A 13262-nucleotide genomic window follows, 5' to 3' on the forward strand; every position below is an offset into this window, starting at 1 on the left:
GCCATGCACCTGGGATTGATCGGATACGGCAACATCGCCACCACGCTGCTCAAGGTGCTGGACGCAGAGGGGGAGCCGCCGGCACGTGTCGATGTGCTGGCGCGCCCCGGTCGGGGCGACGTGGCGCGGGCGGCCTTTGACACGGTCGCGGGCGAGCTGCCGGTAAAGGTGCATGAGGATGTGAAGAGCTTCCTCGCTTCCCGCCCGGCCCTGGTGGTCGAGGCGGCCACCCATGCCGCGGTGCGCAGCTCGGTGCTGGATTGCCTGAAGGCCGGCCGGCCCGTGCTCATCGTCTCGGTTGGTGCCTTGGCCGATCCCGAGACGGTTGCCCGGGTGCGCGAGGCCGCACGACAGGGGGGCACACAGGCGCATCTCAGCTCCGGCGCCGTCGGCGGTATCGACATGCTCGCCGCCGCGCGGCTCTCCGGCATCGACAGCGTGGAATACACCTCGCGCAAGCCGCCGATGGCCTGGAAGGGCACCCCGGCCGAAAAACTGCTGGACCTGGACGCCCTGAGCGAGGCGACCACCTTCTACGAGGGCACGGCCCGCGAGGCCGCCACTGATTATCCCAAGAACGCCAATGTTGCGGCCACCATCGCCCTGGCCGGCGCCGGGTTTTCGGCCACTCGGGTGCGCATGGTCGCGGACCCGGACGTTTCGGCCAATATTCACGAATTCACGGTGCGCTCGGGGGCGCTGGATTTCTCGGTGACGCTGGAGGGCAAGCCCTCTCCGGACAATCCCAAGACATCCGTGTCCACGGTCTATGCCCTGGCGCGGAACGTGCTGAACCACGTCACCCCGATCACCGTATGAGGACGTCATGAAGGATATGGATCATCAACTGCCCGACGGCCGCCTCTTCATCGGGGGCGTGTGGGAAACCGGCGAGGGGGCCGAGATCACCTCGGTTTACCCGCATGACGGATCGGTCAACCTGGTGCTGAAAGGCGCCTCGCGCAGCGATGGCGAACGGGCCATCGCCCGCGCCAGGGCGGCGCAGCAGGACCCGGCCTGGCGTGACATGCTGCCCCATCAGCGGGCGCGCCTGTTACATGCCATTGCCGATGGTATCGAGGCGAACATCGCGCGGATTTCCCACGTCCAGAGCCGCGATACAGGCAAGACCCGCGGCGAGACTGCCGCGCTGGCGGCCAGTGCCGCGGGCACCTTCCGTTATTTTGCCGCCGTGCTGGAAACCGCGGACGACGAGCTGACGGTTCAGCGTGCCACCGCGATGACGGCGAGCCTGCATGAACCGATCGGTGTCGTCGCGGCGATCACGCCATGGAATTCCCCCATCGCCTCTGATGCGCAGAAGGTCGCGCCTGCCTTGGCTGCAGGCAATGCCGTGTTGCTGAAACCCTCGAGCTGGTCGCCGATGGTCTCGCTCGTCCTTGCCGAGATCTGCGAGGAGGCGGGCCTGCCCAAGGGGTTGCTCTCGGTGCTGCCGGGGGCAGGGCGCGAGGTAGGCAGCCTGCTGGTCGAACACCGTGACATCGGTCGCGTGGCCTTTACCGGTGGAACGGTCACGGGGCGCCGGCTGGCCGCCCAGGCGGGCGAGAAGCTGATGCCCATGAGCCTCGAGCTGGGCGGCAAATCTCCGACCATCGTCTTTGACGATTGCGACCGCGACCTGGCCCTTGCCGGGATCCTCTTCGGCATCTTCTCCTCGTCGGGGCAGAGCTGCATCGCCGGCTCGCGCCTCTTCGTGCAGAAGAGCATCTATGACAGCTTCGTTGCGGACCTGGTGGCCGCGACCGAGAAGCTGGTCGTGGGCGCGCCCGACGATCCGGCAACCCAGGTGGCGCCACTGATCTGCGAAGAACACCGTGCCAACGTCGAGAGCTATATCGCAACGGCCCGCGAAGAGGGTGGCCAGATCCTGACCGGCGGCACCCGCCCCGAGGGCCCGGCCTTCGACAAGGGCAGTTACCTGCGCCCCACGATCATCGCCGGCCTTGGCAATGACGCCCGGACCTGCCGCGAGGAGATCTTTGGTCCGGTCCTCGTGGTGCTGCCCTTCGAGGACGAGGCCGACGTGATCGCGCAGGGCAACGACAACGACTATGGCCTGGCTTGCGGTATCTGGACGAAGGATTTCCCCCGGGCCTGGCGCATTGCGCGCGCGATCCGCGCCGGCACCGTATGGATCAACACCTATAAGCAGTTCTCGATCTCCACGCCTTTCGGCGGCGATGGGGCCTCCGGCATGGGCCGGGAAAAGGGCCGCGAGGGCCTGAGGGCCTGGCAGCGGCAGAAGGGCATCTACGCGGATCTGACCGGCGAACCGCATCCATGGGCGAGGATCGTGAAATGAACCTGACCGGACGCAACATCCTCGTTACCGGTGCCGGGGGCGGCCTTGGCCGTGACATCGTATTGGCCTGTGCCCGGCAGGGTGCGTATGTGATCCTGTCGGATTTCAACCAAGAGCTGGGGCAGGCGAGCCTCGATGCACTGACGGCGGCGGGCGGTAGAGGCGAGCTGCGGCTGGCCGACCTGTCGGATCCGGCCTCCATCGCGGCCCTTGGCTCAGGGCTGACCATGCCCCTGCACGGGCTGATCAACAATGGCGCCATTGCCACGGGGATCGGCGGTATCGGGTTCCGCGATATCGACATCGCCACCTGGGACAAGGTCATGCAGGTCAACGTGCGCGGCACCTGGCTGATGATCCGGGCCTGCGCCGACGCGCTGATCGCCAGCGGCTCGGGGCGGGTCGTGAACCTCGCCTCCGATACCGCTCTCTGGGGCGCGCCGAACCTGCTCAGCTATACCAGCTCCAAGGGCGCCGTGATGGCGATGACCCGTTCGCTGGCGCGCGAGCTCGGGCCGGAGGGCGTGGGCGTCACCGCCATCGCGCCCGGCATCCTGACGACGGAGAGCACCGACTACGTGCCCGCCGAACGACATGAGCTTTATGAGACACGCCGCGCCGTTCCCGGCAAGCAAGGCACCGGCGAGGTGGCGGATGTCGCAGCCTTTCTGGTAACGGAGTCCGCAATCACGCTGACCGGTCAGATACTGCCGGTCGATCACGGATTCCACCTGAGATAGGGAGTAGACATGGCCAAGATCGCGATCGTAGGTTCGGGGCCGTCGGGCTGTTACGTGGCACAATCGCTGCGCAAGCTGGACAAGCACGTTGAGATCGACATCATCGATCGCCTGCCGGTGCCCTATGGCCTCGTCCGCTATGGCGTGGCGCCCGATCACCAGGGTACCAAGGGTGTGACCCGTCAGTTCGCGCGCCTGTTCGAGAAGCAGGGCGTGCGCTTCATCGGCAACGTCATGTTGGGTGACGAGGGGCTGCCTCTGGAGGACCTGCGCGCGGCCTATGACGTCGTTGTCCTGGCGCTTGGCCTGTCCAGGGACCGGGTGCCGGATGTGCCCGGCGCGGACCTTGCCGGTGTCATCGGTGCCGGCCAGCTGACCCGTCACTGGAACGACCATCCTGACGAGGTCGGCGCGTTGCCCGAATTGGGCGAGCGCGTGGCGATCGTGGGGCAGGGCAACGTCGCGATGGACGTGCTGCGCATCCTGTCCAAGCGGGAACCCGATTTCCACGGCTCCGACCTGCACCAGCGCCACAGCGATCATATCGCCAATTCCGGCGTCCAGCAGATCGACATCTTCGGCCGCTCGCCGGCTCACCTGGCCAAGTTCGACCCGGTCATGGTCAAGGAGCTGGCCAGGCTGCCGCACGTCTCCTTTGCCATGGAGGGGCTGGAGCTCTCTGCGGGGCAAGAGGATCCTCGGCTCGAGGCGCTGGCATCGTTGCCTGCGGATGTCGCCGATGCAAGCCATCGTGTCACCTTCCACTTCGGCTGGACGCCAGAGCGGTTCGTCGAGGAGCAGGGCCGGGTGGCCGGTGCCGATTTCCGGCGTGGCGACGAGACCCTGAGCCTCGGCTGCGACACGGTCGTCACGGCCATCGGCTTCGAGGCCCATGCGCCGGGCGTGCGCGATGCGCTGCTCTCGCGTTCGCAGGACGCCAATGCCGGTGTGGTAGAGACGGGCCTCTACCTGACGGGCTGGTTCTGTCGCGGACCGCGCGGCACCATTCCGGAGAACCGGCAGGCGGCACAGCTTCTGGCGGACCGGATCATGAGCGATCTTGCCGCCATGCCGAAGGCCGAGCATGCGGGGCACAAGGCCCTGGAGGCCCGTTTCCCGAACCTGACGGACTACGAAGGCTGGCTGCGGATCGACGCCGCAGAGAATAAAGCCGGCCCGCCCGGCCGGGTACGCGCCAAGTTGACCGACCTGAAAGAGATGCTGGCCCATGCCCTGGGCCAAATGGAGAAGAGCTGAGATGAAAGTCCAACTGCTGTATGGAACCGAAACCGGCAATGCCGAGATGCTCTGCGAGGATATCGAGGCGCACCTGCAGGGTGACCACGTGGTCAGCATGGCAAACCTCGAAGACACCGATCCGGCAGACCTGACACCGGAAACCTTCTATCTCGTGGTCTGCTCTACCTATGGCGACGGCGACCTGCCTGCCTCGGCCCAGCCCTTTGCCGATGCGGCAGAGGCGGCCAAGCCCGACTGGAGCGAAGTGCGCTTCGCGATTTTCGGGCTCGGCGACAGCAGCTACGAGACCTACAACGAGGGATCGGAGAAGATGGCCGCCCTGCTCACCCGTTTCGGCGCCACCCAGGTGGGTGCGCGCGCGGTCCACGACGCCATGGGCAGCGACATGGCCGAAGACCTGGCGCTGCCCTGGGCCGATGCGCGCCTGGCGGAAGCCGAAGCGCTCTTTGCCGAGAGCTGAGACGAGAAGCTGATCGGGAGGAGCGCCATGACCGACCACGACGAAGACAGCAGCCCGACCTACAGCGTCCCGCCCGTCGTGCGGGCGATCAAGGTACTGCGTCACATCGGCGAAGGCCATGGCTGCACCAACATCTCTCAGACGTCCAAGGCCCTTGGTATCAACCGGACGACGCTGATCCGCCTGCTGCACACGCTGGCGGACGAGCGCATGATCGAGTGGCAGGGCGAGGGCAAGGGGTATGCACTGGGCGTCGGCCTTCTCGGTCTTGCCGTGGGTGCCCTTTCGAACCGGGACGTGTTGCGGGCCGCCCGACCGCGGCTGGCCGAGCTTGCACATGAGACGCATCTGTCGGCGCATCTCGGGGTGCTCGACGGGCGCGACGTGGTCTACATGCTGCGCGAGGTTCCGCGCGCCCGGCTTGTCAGCAACGTCCAGGAAGGGTCGCGTTTGCCGGCCCATGCCACGACCATGGGGCGGATGCTGCTGGCCTATCTCCCGCTCGAGCAGGTGGTGGAGATGTATGCGGATCAGACCCTGGCAGAATATTCCTCGGTCACGGCCACCACGCTTCAGGATCTGCTGAGCCAGTTGGGCGAGGACCGGGCGCGCGGCATCGTCTGGAGCGACGGCAACTTCGAGCCCATGATCGGATCCTGCGCGGTGCCGATCCACGATCACACCGGTACGGTCATCGCCTCGATCAACCTGTCGGGGTCAAACACCGATTTCACCGTCGGAACAGAGCAGGCGCGTCAGACGGAGGCCGCGATCCGGGCCTGCGCGGCGGCCATCTCCGGCGATCTCGGCTGGAGCGGGTTTCAGAGCGCCGCCCGCTGAGCCTCAGCCCGCCACGTGGCTGAGCAGCAGGCAGGTTTCGCTGTTGGCCACACCCGGGACCTCGCGGATTTCCCTCAGCACCTGATCGAAGCGCGCCAGGCTGTCGGTGCGGATCTCCACCACAAGGTCCCAGGCACCGTTTGTCGAGTACATCGTCGCGACCTCTGGAATGCGCGACAGAGTGCGCGTGACATTCCGCGACAGGCTGCCCTGCAGCTCGATCAGCGATATTGCCCTGACCTCGCCCTCCACGTCCACATCGGTTTCCACGGTGAACCGCCGGATGCGTCCCTCGGCCACGAGCAGGCCGAGCCGGTTGCGCACAGTGCTGCGCGAGAGGCCGAGCTGATGCGACAACTCGGTCACCGAGGCGCGTGCATTGGCCCGAAGTGCGCCGATCAGGGCCCGGTCGGTCTGTGTCAGTTCACTTGCCATATTGATAAATCAATCCGCCACTATGGATGAATTAAGGCTCAATAAGAGCAATATAGCACGCGAAATCGCCATTCTCCAAAGGCATTCTTGGGTGAAACCTGCCCAGAGGAGAGACGATGACCCGAAGCTGTTGCCTGATCGGCGCTCCCGTGGAAACCGGAGCCTCGCAGCGTGGCTGCGTCATGGGGCCCGCGAGCCTGCGCACCGCGGAATTGCCCGAGGCCCTTACGGGGCTCGGCTGGCAGGTGGCCGACCTCGGCGATCTGTCGATCAATCCCCAGGCGCCGCAAGGCCACGCCAACCCGGCGCTGCATCATCTGGCAGAAACCCGGGCCTGGATCGAGGTGCTGGAGCGTGCCGCCTTCGAGGCCGCCACCGCGCATGACCTGCCGGTATTCCTCGGCGGCGATCACTCGATGTCGGCCGGTACCGTGGCCGGCATGTCGCGCTATGCCGCGGGGCAGGGGCGGCCGCTTTTCGTGCTCTGGCTGGACGCGCATCCCGATCTGCACAGTCCCGAGAGCACCGAGAGTGGCAACCTGCACGGTACGCCAGTGGCCTATTTCACCGGGCGGCCCGGCTGCGAGGCCTATCCGCCGCTGGTCCAGCCGGTGGACCCGGCTCAGATCTGCATGATGGGGATCCGCAGCGTCGATCCGGCCGAGGCCCTGGTGATCCGCGACAGCGGGATCGAGGTGCACGACATGCGCCGCATCGACGAGACCGGCGTACTGCCCCCGCTCGAAGCCTTCCTTGCGCGGGTGCGCGCCGCCAACGGGCTGCTCCACGTCAGTTTCGATGTGGATTTCCTCGATCCCGAGATCGCGCCGGCCGTCGGAACCACGGTGCCCGGTGGCGCAACCTTCCGCGAGGCGCATCTGATCATGGAGACGCTTTGCGACAGCGGCCTTGTCCGCTCGCTCGACCTGGTCGAGCTGAACCCCTTCCTCGACGATCGGGGCCGCACAGCGCGGCTGATGTGCGACCTCACTGCGAGCCTCTTCGGCCGTCGCGTGCTTGATCGAATCACCCGCAGTTACTGACCAAAGGATATTGCCATGAAGGACGAGATGATGACCGCAACCGACCGCCCCGCGCCCTCTGCCCTGGCCTATGTGCCCTTCGTCAGCGTCGACAACATGATGCGGCTTGTGCTCTCGACCGGCATCGAGGACTTCATGAAAGGCCTCGCTGGCTATATCGAAGCCGATTTCAAGCGCTGGCCCGAGTTCGACAAGACCCCCCGCATCGCGAGTCATTCGCGCGACGGGGTGATCGAGCTGATGCCCACCGCCGATGCCGAAAACTATGGTTTCAAGTACGTCAACGGCCATCCCAAGAACATGCGCGAGGGCTATCAGACCGTCACCGCTTTCGGCGTGCTGTCCTCGGTCGCCAACGGCTATCCGGTGCTGTTGTCCGAGATGACGGTGCTTACGGCGCTGCGCACCGCAGCCACCTCTGCGCTGGTGGCGCAATACCTCGCGCCGCGCGATGCCCAGGTCATGGCACTGATCGGCAATGGCGCCCAGTGCGAGTTCCAGGCGCTGGCGTTTCGGGCCCTCTGTGGCATCAACCGGCTGCGCCTGAACGACATCGATCCGGCCGCCACGGAAAAGGCCCGGCGCAACCTCTTGGCGCAGGGCTTCGAGGTCACGGCCTGTGCCTCTGCTGCCGAGGCGGTCGAAGGTTCGCAGATCATCACCACCTGTACCGCCGACAAGCGCAATGCCACCATCCTGACCGACAACATGGTGGGGCAGGGCGTGCACGTGAATGCCATCGGGGGGGATTGCCCGGGCAAGACCGAGCTGCATCCCGACATCCTGCACCGGGCCTCGATCTTCGTGGAATACCCCGAGCAGACCCGCATCGAAGGCGAGATCCAGCAGCTTGCGCCGGATCATCCGGTGACCGAGCTCTGGCAGGTGATGCGGGGCGAGGCAGAGGGGCGGTTTCGTCCGGAGCAGATAACGCTCTTCGACTCGGTGGGCTTTGCCATCGAGGATTTCTCGGCGCTGCGTTTCGTCCTCGACCGGGTCGCAGGCACGGGCTTTGCCCAGCCGCTCGACATGCTGGCTGATCCCGATGATCCGCGCGACCTCTTCGGGATGTTGATGCGCAGCGCCTGACGGGTATTTCCCGACGGGGGCCTTGCCGCGGTGTCAGGGCTGGCCTCAAGCCCTTCTCTGCCCTAGACTTGGCTCGGGGAAAGCGAGTGCCGGAGGGCCCATGAAACGCATTTTGCTCATGGAGGACGACGCCGATCAGGCCGAGCTCCTGGGCGCAATCCTGATCCGCGAGGGCTTTGACGTCACGCGGGCCGGTGACGCGGACGAGGCGATGACGCTGGTCGGGGCGCAGTCCTTCGACCTGATCATCACCGACCTGTTCGTGCGTCGCAGCGAGGTGCTCGTGGCCAACGGCGGGCTGCGGCTGATCGGCTTTATTCGCAACGGCAAGCGCAGCGGCAGCGAGGCCACCGCCTTCGACGTGCCCGTGATTGCGGTCTCCGGCGTATTGGGTGGGCCGTCCGACGGCCATTTCCTCAAGCTGGCCGGCGAACTTGGCGCGGATCTGCGCCTGCGCAAGCCGCTCGATCCGATGTTCCTGGCTGAACAGATCAATCGCCTCATTGCCGAGCATGAGTAAGGGTTTGCGGCGGTAAATCAGCGTTATCAATAAGTTAAGAGCTTTCGCTTCATTGTTCCGGAATGACGTTCGGGCGATGCGACGGAGAGGACATGAAGAAGATCCTGCTGATGGAAGATGACCAGGAGCTGGCCTGGTTGATCAGGGAATGCCTCAGGGCAGAGGGGCGCGAAATCACCATCGCGCGAAACGCGGACATCGCAATGCAGGTGATCGCCGAGGTGGCCTTCGACCTGGTCATCAGCGATATCTTCGTCAGGGATAACGGCGTTTTTAGCACGAACGGGGGGCTGCGCTTGATCGGGCATCTGCGCAACCGCCTGGCGCCGCCGCAGGGCGGCACGGCGCGGGATGTGCCGGTGATCGCCATATCGGGCTTCAATCTGGTCGCGGGCGCAGGACAGGGCCATTTCCTGCAGATCGCCTAAGGGATCGGGGCCGACCTCTGCCTGTCCAAGCCGGTGGCGCCCGATCTGCTGCGCGCGCATGTCGCTGGCATGATGGGCGAGGAGCCGGCACAGGGCACACCCGGACAGGCCCCCAAGGGCCAAGCGATCCCTTGGCTGGCCGGCAGTTGATCACAGGTTTCAGGCTCAGCCCCTGCGGCGCTGCTGTCCGGCCATGTCTTCTGCCTCGCTCGCCTGAGCTTCCCCCTTCAGCGCGCGGGCAATCTCCGCGGCAAGCCTGTCCGGCGGGCAGGGCTTTCGAAGCACCGGGGCCTGCACCTTGACGTGCGCGCCGAGGTTCGGGCCGGCATTCCCGGTCAGGTAGAGGATCGGCAGGCCGGGATGCATCTCGCGGAGTTTGCGCGCCAGCTCGAACCCGTCGATCCGGCCCGGCATCACCACATCGGTCAGCAGCAGGTCGACCCTCTCTCCACGCTTTGCGCGCTGCAGCGCCTCAACCCCGTCAGCAGCCTCCAGTACCTCGTAACCCATCTGCTGGAGCGAAGCGGAGAGCATCTTGCGCAGGCCCTCTTGGTCCTCGGCAAGCAGGATGCGCCGGCCCTTGCCCGCGATCTTTCCGGGGCTTGTCCGGGGTCCAGCTTTCGCCACCGAGCCGCTGGGCTCTGTGCTCTGCCGGGCGCTGCCGCGGGGCAGGATCAGCCGCACCGCACAGCCGGCCCCCTCGCTGGTCAGGATCTGCATCTCGCCGCCCGAGGCGCGGGCAAAGCCATAGACGATCGACATGCCCAGCCCGGTGCCGGAATGCGCCGCCTTGGTGGTGAAGAAGGGCTCGAGCGCGCGGCGGCGCACTTCTTCCGGCATGCCGGGGCCGTCATCTTCGACCGCAAGCAGCGCGAAATGCGATTCGTGCTGCTCCATCGCCCGCCGTCCCGACTGGGTGGAGTGCCCCGCCTGCGACAGGCCTTCCCGGCCGGCACTGCGCAAATCGGCCCTGGCAAAGAGGCGCCCGGACAGGGTGATTTGATGGCCGGTGCCGGAGTGGGTAATCGCGTCGCGGCTGTTCAACACCAGGTTCAGCAGCGCATTTTCCAGTTGCGACTGATCGCAATGCACCGTCAGCCCGGGTTTCTCCAGGCGGATTGACAGTGTCACGTCCGGGCCGAGCTGCGGCTCTGCCAGCCCGAGGACATTCTGGAAGATCTCCTCGACCAGCAGGACCTGCGGATCTCCGGGCTGTGGCCGGGCAAAGCTGAGCAGCCGCGAGGTCAGGTCGCGGCCCCGGTCGATCGCGCGCTTTGCGCTGTTCAGAAAGGTCCGCGAGGTCTCCGGAAGATCGTCGCCCAGGGTCAGGTCGACCGCGTAATAGATCGTGGCCAGCATGTTGTTGACGTCATGGGCAATGCCCGAGGTCAGCTGTCCGAGAGAGGCCAGGCGATTGTTCAGCTCATAGGCCTGCCGCTCGCGCTCGCGCTCTGCCATGTAGGTGACGAGCAGGAAGACGATCCCGCCGGCTGCGACCAGGAAGAGCATGGCCGAGAGCCCCGCCATCTGCAGCTGGGCCCGTCGGTTGTCTTTCGCAAGCCAGTCCTGCAGGGCATCGCCCACCTCGGCGTGGATTCCCTCCAGGGCGAGCGTCGCGTCCTCGTCGGGAATGCGCACCAATTCGTCGACCGCATGGATCGAAAGGCCATCAAGGGCGGCCTGCCGTGCCACGTCGAGGTTGCGGCGGTAATTCTCAAGGGTCTGGCGCAGTGATGTAAAGGTGAGATCGCGGCCCAGCACGCCGACCAGCCCCGCGATTTCGTCCAGCGAAGCGACGGCGGTATCGTAGTTGGCTGCGGCTGCCTCGTAATACTTGATCTCGTCCGGGCGCAGGACCGCGTTCTTGAAGTTGTGGATCAGCCCGGAATAGCCCAGCGACCGCTCCAGCCGTTGCAGGGCGTCCGGCAGCTGCTGGGCGGCCACCTGGCCCTCGCTCTGCTGGCTGCGCGTCAGCAGGTTCAGCGCCGGAATGGCCAGCACGCAGATCAGGGCCAGAGTCAGAAGCACCGCACGCATCCAACGCGCCTGCAACAGCTGCAGGATCCGGAGCGGCGGCTCCTCTTGCGTCAGGTCGTCCTCCGGATGGGGATGGCTCAACGGTTGTCCTTTCCTCCTGCGCCTATTGCCCCGGGGCATCGTGCGATGCTCCCGGGGCAGATCGTGGTCCCCTTGCGGCGTCTCTCGCACGCGCAAGGTCCTCCCGGACCACGCTTCCGCTTTCAGGCATAACACGCAAAAGGTTGCCAGCAAATTATTCCCGTGTGGCCCTGTCCTCAGGCCCCGGCGCTCTGCGGCAGCAGGAAAAGCCCCCCGGGCGGACTGACGCCCACCTGCACCGGGCAGTCGTAGGCGCGGCTCAGCAGGGTATCTGTCAGCACCTCCCGGGGGTGTCCGTCCCCCAGAACCCGGCCCTCTTGCAGCAGGGTGATGCGATCGGCGAACATGGCTGTAAGGTTCAGGTCGTGCATGACCGCCACCACGCCGCCGCCCTCGTCGGCGAACCGGCGGGCCAGCCGCATCACCTGCAACTGGTGGCCGATATCGAGCGCCGAGACGGGCTCGTCGAGAAAAAGCCAGCGCGCCTGTCCGTCCTCCACCGGCCGCGGCACCTGTGCCAGCACCCGGGCAAGTTGCACCCGCTGCTGCTCACCACCCGAGAGTTCCTGATAGAACCGCTCCTCGTAGCCCTGCAGCCCGACCCGGGCCAGCGCACGCGCGGGCAGGGCGGGATCGTGGCCGGGGGCACAGCCGATGCGCACCACCTCGGCCACGTTGAAGGGGAAGGCCAGCGGTGTCGCCTGGGGCAGCACGCCCCGCATCTCGGCCAGCAGCCATGGCGGTGTCTCTTCGACCACTGCGCCTTCCAGCGTGATCCGTCCGCTATCGGGGCGCATCTCTCCTGTCAGTGCCCGCAACAGCGTCGTCTTGCCAGAGCCGTTCGGGCCGACGATGGCAGTGACCTCGCCGGCCTGGGCCGCGAAATCGACGCCGTGCAGGATCTGCTTGCGGCGCCGGGTAACGGTTATCTCCTCTCCGATCAGGCTCACAGGTCCACCACTCCGCGTTGCCGCAACAGGATCCACAGGAAGAACGGGCCACCGATCACCGCCGTCACGATGCCGATTGGCAGCTCTGCCGGGGCGATGATCGTGCGGGCGATCATGTCGGCCACCAGCAACAGCGTGGCGCCCAGCAAGGCCGAGTTGAAGAGCAGGTGCTTGTGATCGGGGCCTGACATCAGCCGCAACAGATGCGGCACCACGATGCCGACAAAGCCGATGCCGCCGGACATCGCAACGGCTGCACCGGTGGCGGCCGCCACGGTCAGGATGGCGATGTTCTTGGTGCGCTGCACCGGGATCCCGAGGTGAAACGCGGCCGCTTCGCCCAGGGCCAGCGCGTTCAGCCCACGCGCGAGAAAGGGCGCCGCAACCAGAGCCGGAAGCATCAGCGGCAGCCCGGCAAGCACCTTGGGCCAGGTCGCGCCGGCCAGCGAGCCGAGGCTCCAGAAGGTCAGGTCGCGCAGCTGCTTGTCGTCTGCCATGTAGACCAGGATCCCCGAGAGCGCGCCGGTCAGCGCGCCGAGGGCGATCCCCGCCAGCAGCATCACCGCCACTGAGGTGCGCCCGGCCCGTGTGGCGACCCGGTAGAGAACCATGGTGCTGGCCCAGCCGCCGATGAAGGCCGCGACGGGGATCAGGTAATAGCCGAGCATCCCGGTCAAGGTGACGGGCAGCAGCCCGCCCAGCACGATGGCGACGATGGCCCCCAGGCCTGCCCCGGCACTGACCCCGATCAGCCCGGGATCGGCCAGCGGATTGCGGAAGAGGCCCTGCATGATCGCCCCCGAGACCGCCAGTGCTGCCCCCACGCCCATGCCCATCAGCATGCGCGGGGCCCGGATCTGCCAGAGCACGATCCGATCGGCCAGCGTTACCTGGTCGCTGCCCGTCAGTACCGCCCAGAGAGAGGTGCCGGCGGCCCCCACCGTCAGGCTCAGAAGGCCGGTGACCAGCAACACGGCGAGCAGGCCCCAGGTCACCCGTCGCGCGCGCTGCGATCGGTCTCCACTTTGCGGCATCTGTTCGGTCATCGCCACCATG

At 66.4% G+C, this 13262-nt stretch carries 14 protein-coding genes; 10 read left to right on the forward strand and 4 right to left on the reverse strand.

Annotation, left to right across the window (positions count from 1 at the left end):
* Window positions 1-3 precede the first annotated feature (3 nt).
* From AC0WR5_RS04495 to AC0WR5_RS04520, 6 genes are read left to right on the forward strand one after another with little or no spacing between them, the layout of a single operon-like run.
* Window positions 4-819: an aspartate dehydrogenase gene (locus AC0WR5_RS04495; protein ID WP_475867279.1), complete on the forward strand. Its 816-nt coding sequence runs from the start codon at window positions 4-6 to the stop codon at window positions 817-819.
* Window positions 820-826: 7 nt separating this feature from the next.
* On the forward strand, window positions 827-2323 hold the full coding sequence (locus AC0WR5_RS04500) for an aldehyde dehydrogenase (protein ID WP_475867281.1): 1497 nt from the start codon (window positions 827-829) through the stop codon (window positions 2321-2323).
* Window positions 2320-3063 carry an SDR family oxidoreductase gene (locus tag AC0WR5_RS04505; RefSeq protein WP_475867282.1) on the forward strand — a complete coding sequence of 248 codons (744 nt, stop codon included), beginning with the start codon at window positions 2320-2322 and terminating at the stop codon, window positions 3061-3063. The genes AC0WR5_RS04500 and AC0WR5_RS04505 overlap by 4 nt, the downstream gene beginning before the upstream one ends.
* Before the next feature lie 9 nt (window positions 3064-3072).
* Entirely contained in the window at window positions 3073-4320 is a 1248-nt protein-coding gene (locus AC0WR5_RS04510; protein ID WP_475867284.1) for an FAD-dependent oxidoreductase, read from the forward strand.
* Window position 4321: 1 nt separating this feature from the next.
* The gene (locus tag AC0WR5_RS04515) at window positions 4322-4783 is read left to right on the forward strand and encodes a flavodoxin domain-containing protein (protein WP_475867286.1); all 462 of its coding nucleotides are present in this window, start codon (window positions 4322-4324) and stop codon (window positions 4781-4783) included.
* Between the two features lie 27 nt (window positions 4784-4810).
* Complete coding sequence (locus tag AC0WR5_RS04520) at window positions 4811-5623, forward strand: IclR family transcriptional regulator (RefSeq protein WP_475867288.1); 813 nt, start codon at window positions 4811-4813, stop codon at window positions 5621-5623.
* A gap of 3 nt (window positions 5624-5626) precedes the next feature.
* Here the strand turns inward: AC0WR5_RS04520 and AC0WR5_RS04525 are convergent, their stop codons facing one another.
* On the reverse strand, window positions 5627-6058 hold the full coding sequence (locus AC0WR5_RS04525) for an Lrp/AsnC family transcriptional regulator (RefSeq protein WP_475867290.1): 432 nt from the start codon (window positions 6056-6058) through the stop codon (window positions 5627-5629).
* Window positions 6059-6174: 116 nt separating this feature from the next.
* On the opposite strand from AC0WR5_RS04525, the gene rocF reads away from it, so the two are divergent.
* The 4 genes from rocF (at window position 6175) to AC0WR5_RS04545 (ending at window position 9138) form a co-directional block, all read left to right on the forward strand.
* The gene (rocF, locus tag AC0WR5_RS04530) at window positions 6175-7101 is read left to right on the forward strand and encodes an arginase (protein WP_475867292.1); all 927 of its coding nucleotides are present in this window, start codon (window positions 6175-6177) and stop codon (window positions 7099-7101) included.
* Window positions 7102-7116: 15 nt separating this feature from the next.
* On the forward strand, window positions 7117-8190 hold the full coding sequence (locus AC0WR5_RS04535) for an ornithine cyclodeaminase (protein ID WP_475867294.1): 1074 nt from the start codon (window positions 7117-7119) through the stop codon (window positions 8188-8190).
* Between the two features lie 100 nt (window positions 8191-8290).
* Window positions 8291-8710, forward strand: a complete 420-nt coding sequence (locus AC0WR5_RS04540) for a response regulator (RefSeq protein WP_475867296.1) — start codon at window positions 8291-8293, stop codon at window positions 8708-8710.
* Window positions 8711-8802: 92 nt separating this feature from the next.
* Window positions 8803-9138 carry a hypothetical protein gene (locus AC0WR5_RS04545; protein ID WP_475867297.1) on the forward strand — a complete coding sequence of 112 codons (336 nt, stop codon included), beginning with the start codon at window positions 8803-8805 and terminating at the stop codon, window positions 9136-9138.
* A gap of 165 nt (window positions 9139-9303) precedes the next feature.
* Here AC0WR5_RS04545 and AC0WR5_RS04550 read toward each other — a convergent pair whose 3' ends face one another.
* The 3 genes from AC0WR5_RS04550 to AC0WR5_RS04560 form a co-directional block, all read right to left on the reverse strand.
* On the reverse strand, window positions 9304-11256 hold the full coding sequence (locus AC0WR5_RS04550) for a response regulator (protein ID WP_475867299.1): 1953 nt from the start codon (window positions 11254-11256) through the stop codon (window positions 9304-9306).
* A 176-nt stretch (window positions 11257-11432) separates the two neighbouring features.
* Entirely contained in the window at window positions 11433-12206 is a 774-nt protein-coding gene (locus tag AC0WR5_RS04555) for a heme ABC transporter ATP-binding protein (protein WP_475867301.1), read from the reverse strand.
* The gene (locus AC0WR5_RS04560) at window positions 12203-13261 is read right to left on the reverse strand and encodes a FecCD family ABC transporter permease (protein ID WP_475867303.1); all 1059 of its coding nucleotides are present in this window, start codon (window positions 13259-13261) and stop codon (window positions 12203-12205) included. Before AC0WR5_RS04560 ends, AC0WR5_RS04555 begins: the two co-directional genes overlap by 4 nt.
* Window position 13262 lies beyond the last annotated feature (1 nt).

Source organism: Pseudooceanicola sp. DL12, assembly GCF_056270665.1.

What these genes read in the sequence shown, in the direction of transcription:
- AC0WR5_RS04495 (WP_475867279.1), top strand. Translation starts at nt 4, where the DNA reads ATGCACCTGGGATTGATCGGATACGGCAACATCGCCACCACGCTGCTC.
- AC0WR5_RS04500 (WP_475867281.1), top strand. Translation starts at nt 827, where the DNA reads ATGAAGGATATGGATCATCAACTGCCCGACGGCCGCCTCTTCATCGGG.
- AC0WR5_RS04505 (WP_475867282.1), top strand. Translation starts at nt 2,320, where the DNA reads ATGAACCTGACCGGACGCAACATCCTCGTTACCGGTGCCGGGGGCGGC.
- AC0WR5_RS04510 (WP_475867284.1), top strand. Translation starts at nt 3,073, where the DNA reads ATGGCCAAGATCGCGATCGTAGGTTCGGGGCCGTCGGGCTGTTACGTG.
- AC0WR5_RS04515 (WP_475867286.1), top strand. Translation starts at nt 4,322, where the DNA reads ATGAAAGTCCAACTGCTGTATGGAACCGAAACCGGCAATGCCGAGATG.
- AC0WR5_RS04520 (WP_475867288.1), top strand. Translation starts at nt 4,811, where the DNA reads ATGACCGACCACGACGAAGACAGCAGCCCGACCTACAGCGTCCCGCCC.
- AC0WR5_RS04525 (WP_475867290.1), bottom strand. Translation starts at nt 6,058, where the DNA reads ATGGCAAGTGAACTGACACAGACCGACCGGGCCCTGATCGGCGCACTT.
- rocF (WP_475867292.1), top strand. Translation starts at nt 6,175, where the DNA reads ATGACCCGAAGCTGTTGCCTGATCGGCGCTCCCGTGGAAACCGGAGCC.
- AC0WR5_RS04535 (WP_475867294.1), top strand. Translation starts at nt 7,117, where the DNA reads ATGAAGGACGAGATGATGACCGCAACCGACCGCCCCGCGCCCTCTGCC.
- AC0WR5_RS04540 (WP_475867296.1), top strand. Translation starts at nt 8,291, where the DNA reads ATGAAACGCATTTTGCTCATGGAGGACGACGCCGATCAGGCCGAGCTC.
- AC0WR5_RS04545 (WP_475867297.1), top strand. Translation starts at nt 8,803, where the DNA reads ATGAAGAAGATCCTGCTGATGGAAGATGACCAGGAGCTGGCCTGGTTG.
- AC0WR5_RS04560 (WP_475867303.1), bottom strand. Translation starts at nt 13,261, where the DNA reads ATGGTGGCGATGACCGAACAGATGCCGCAAAGTGGAGACCGATCGCAG.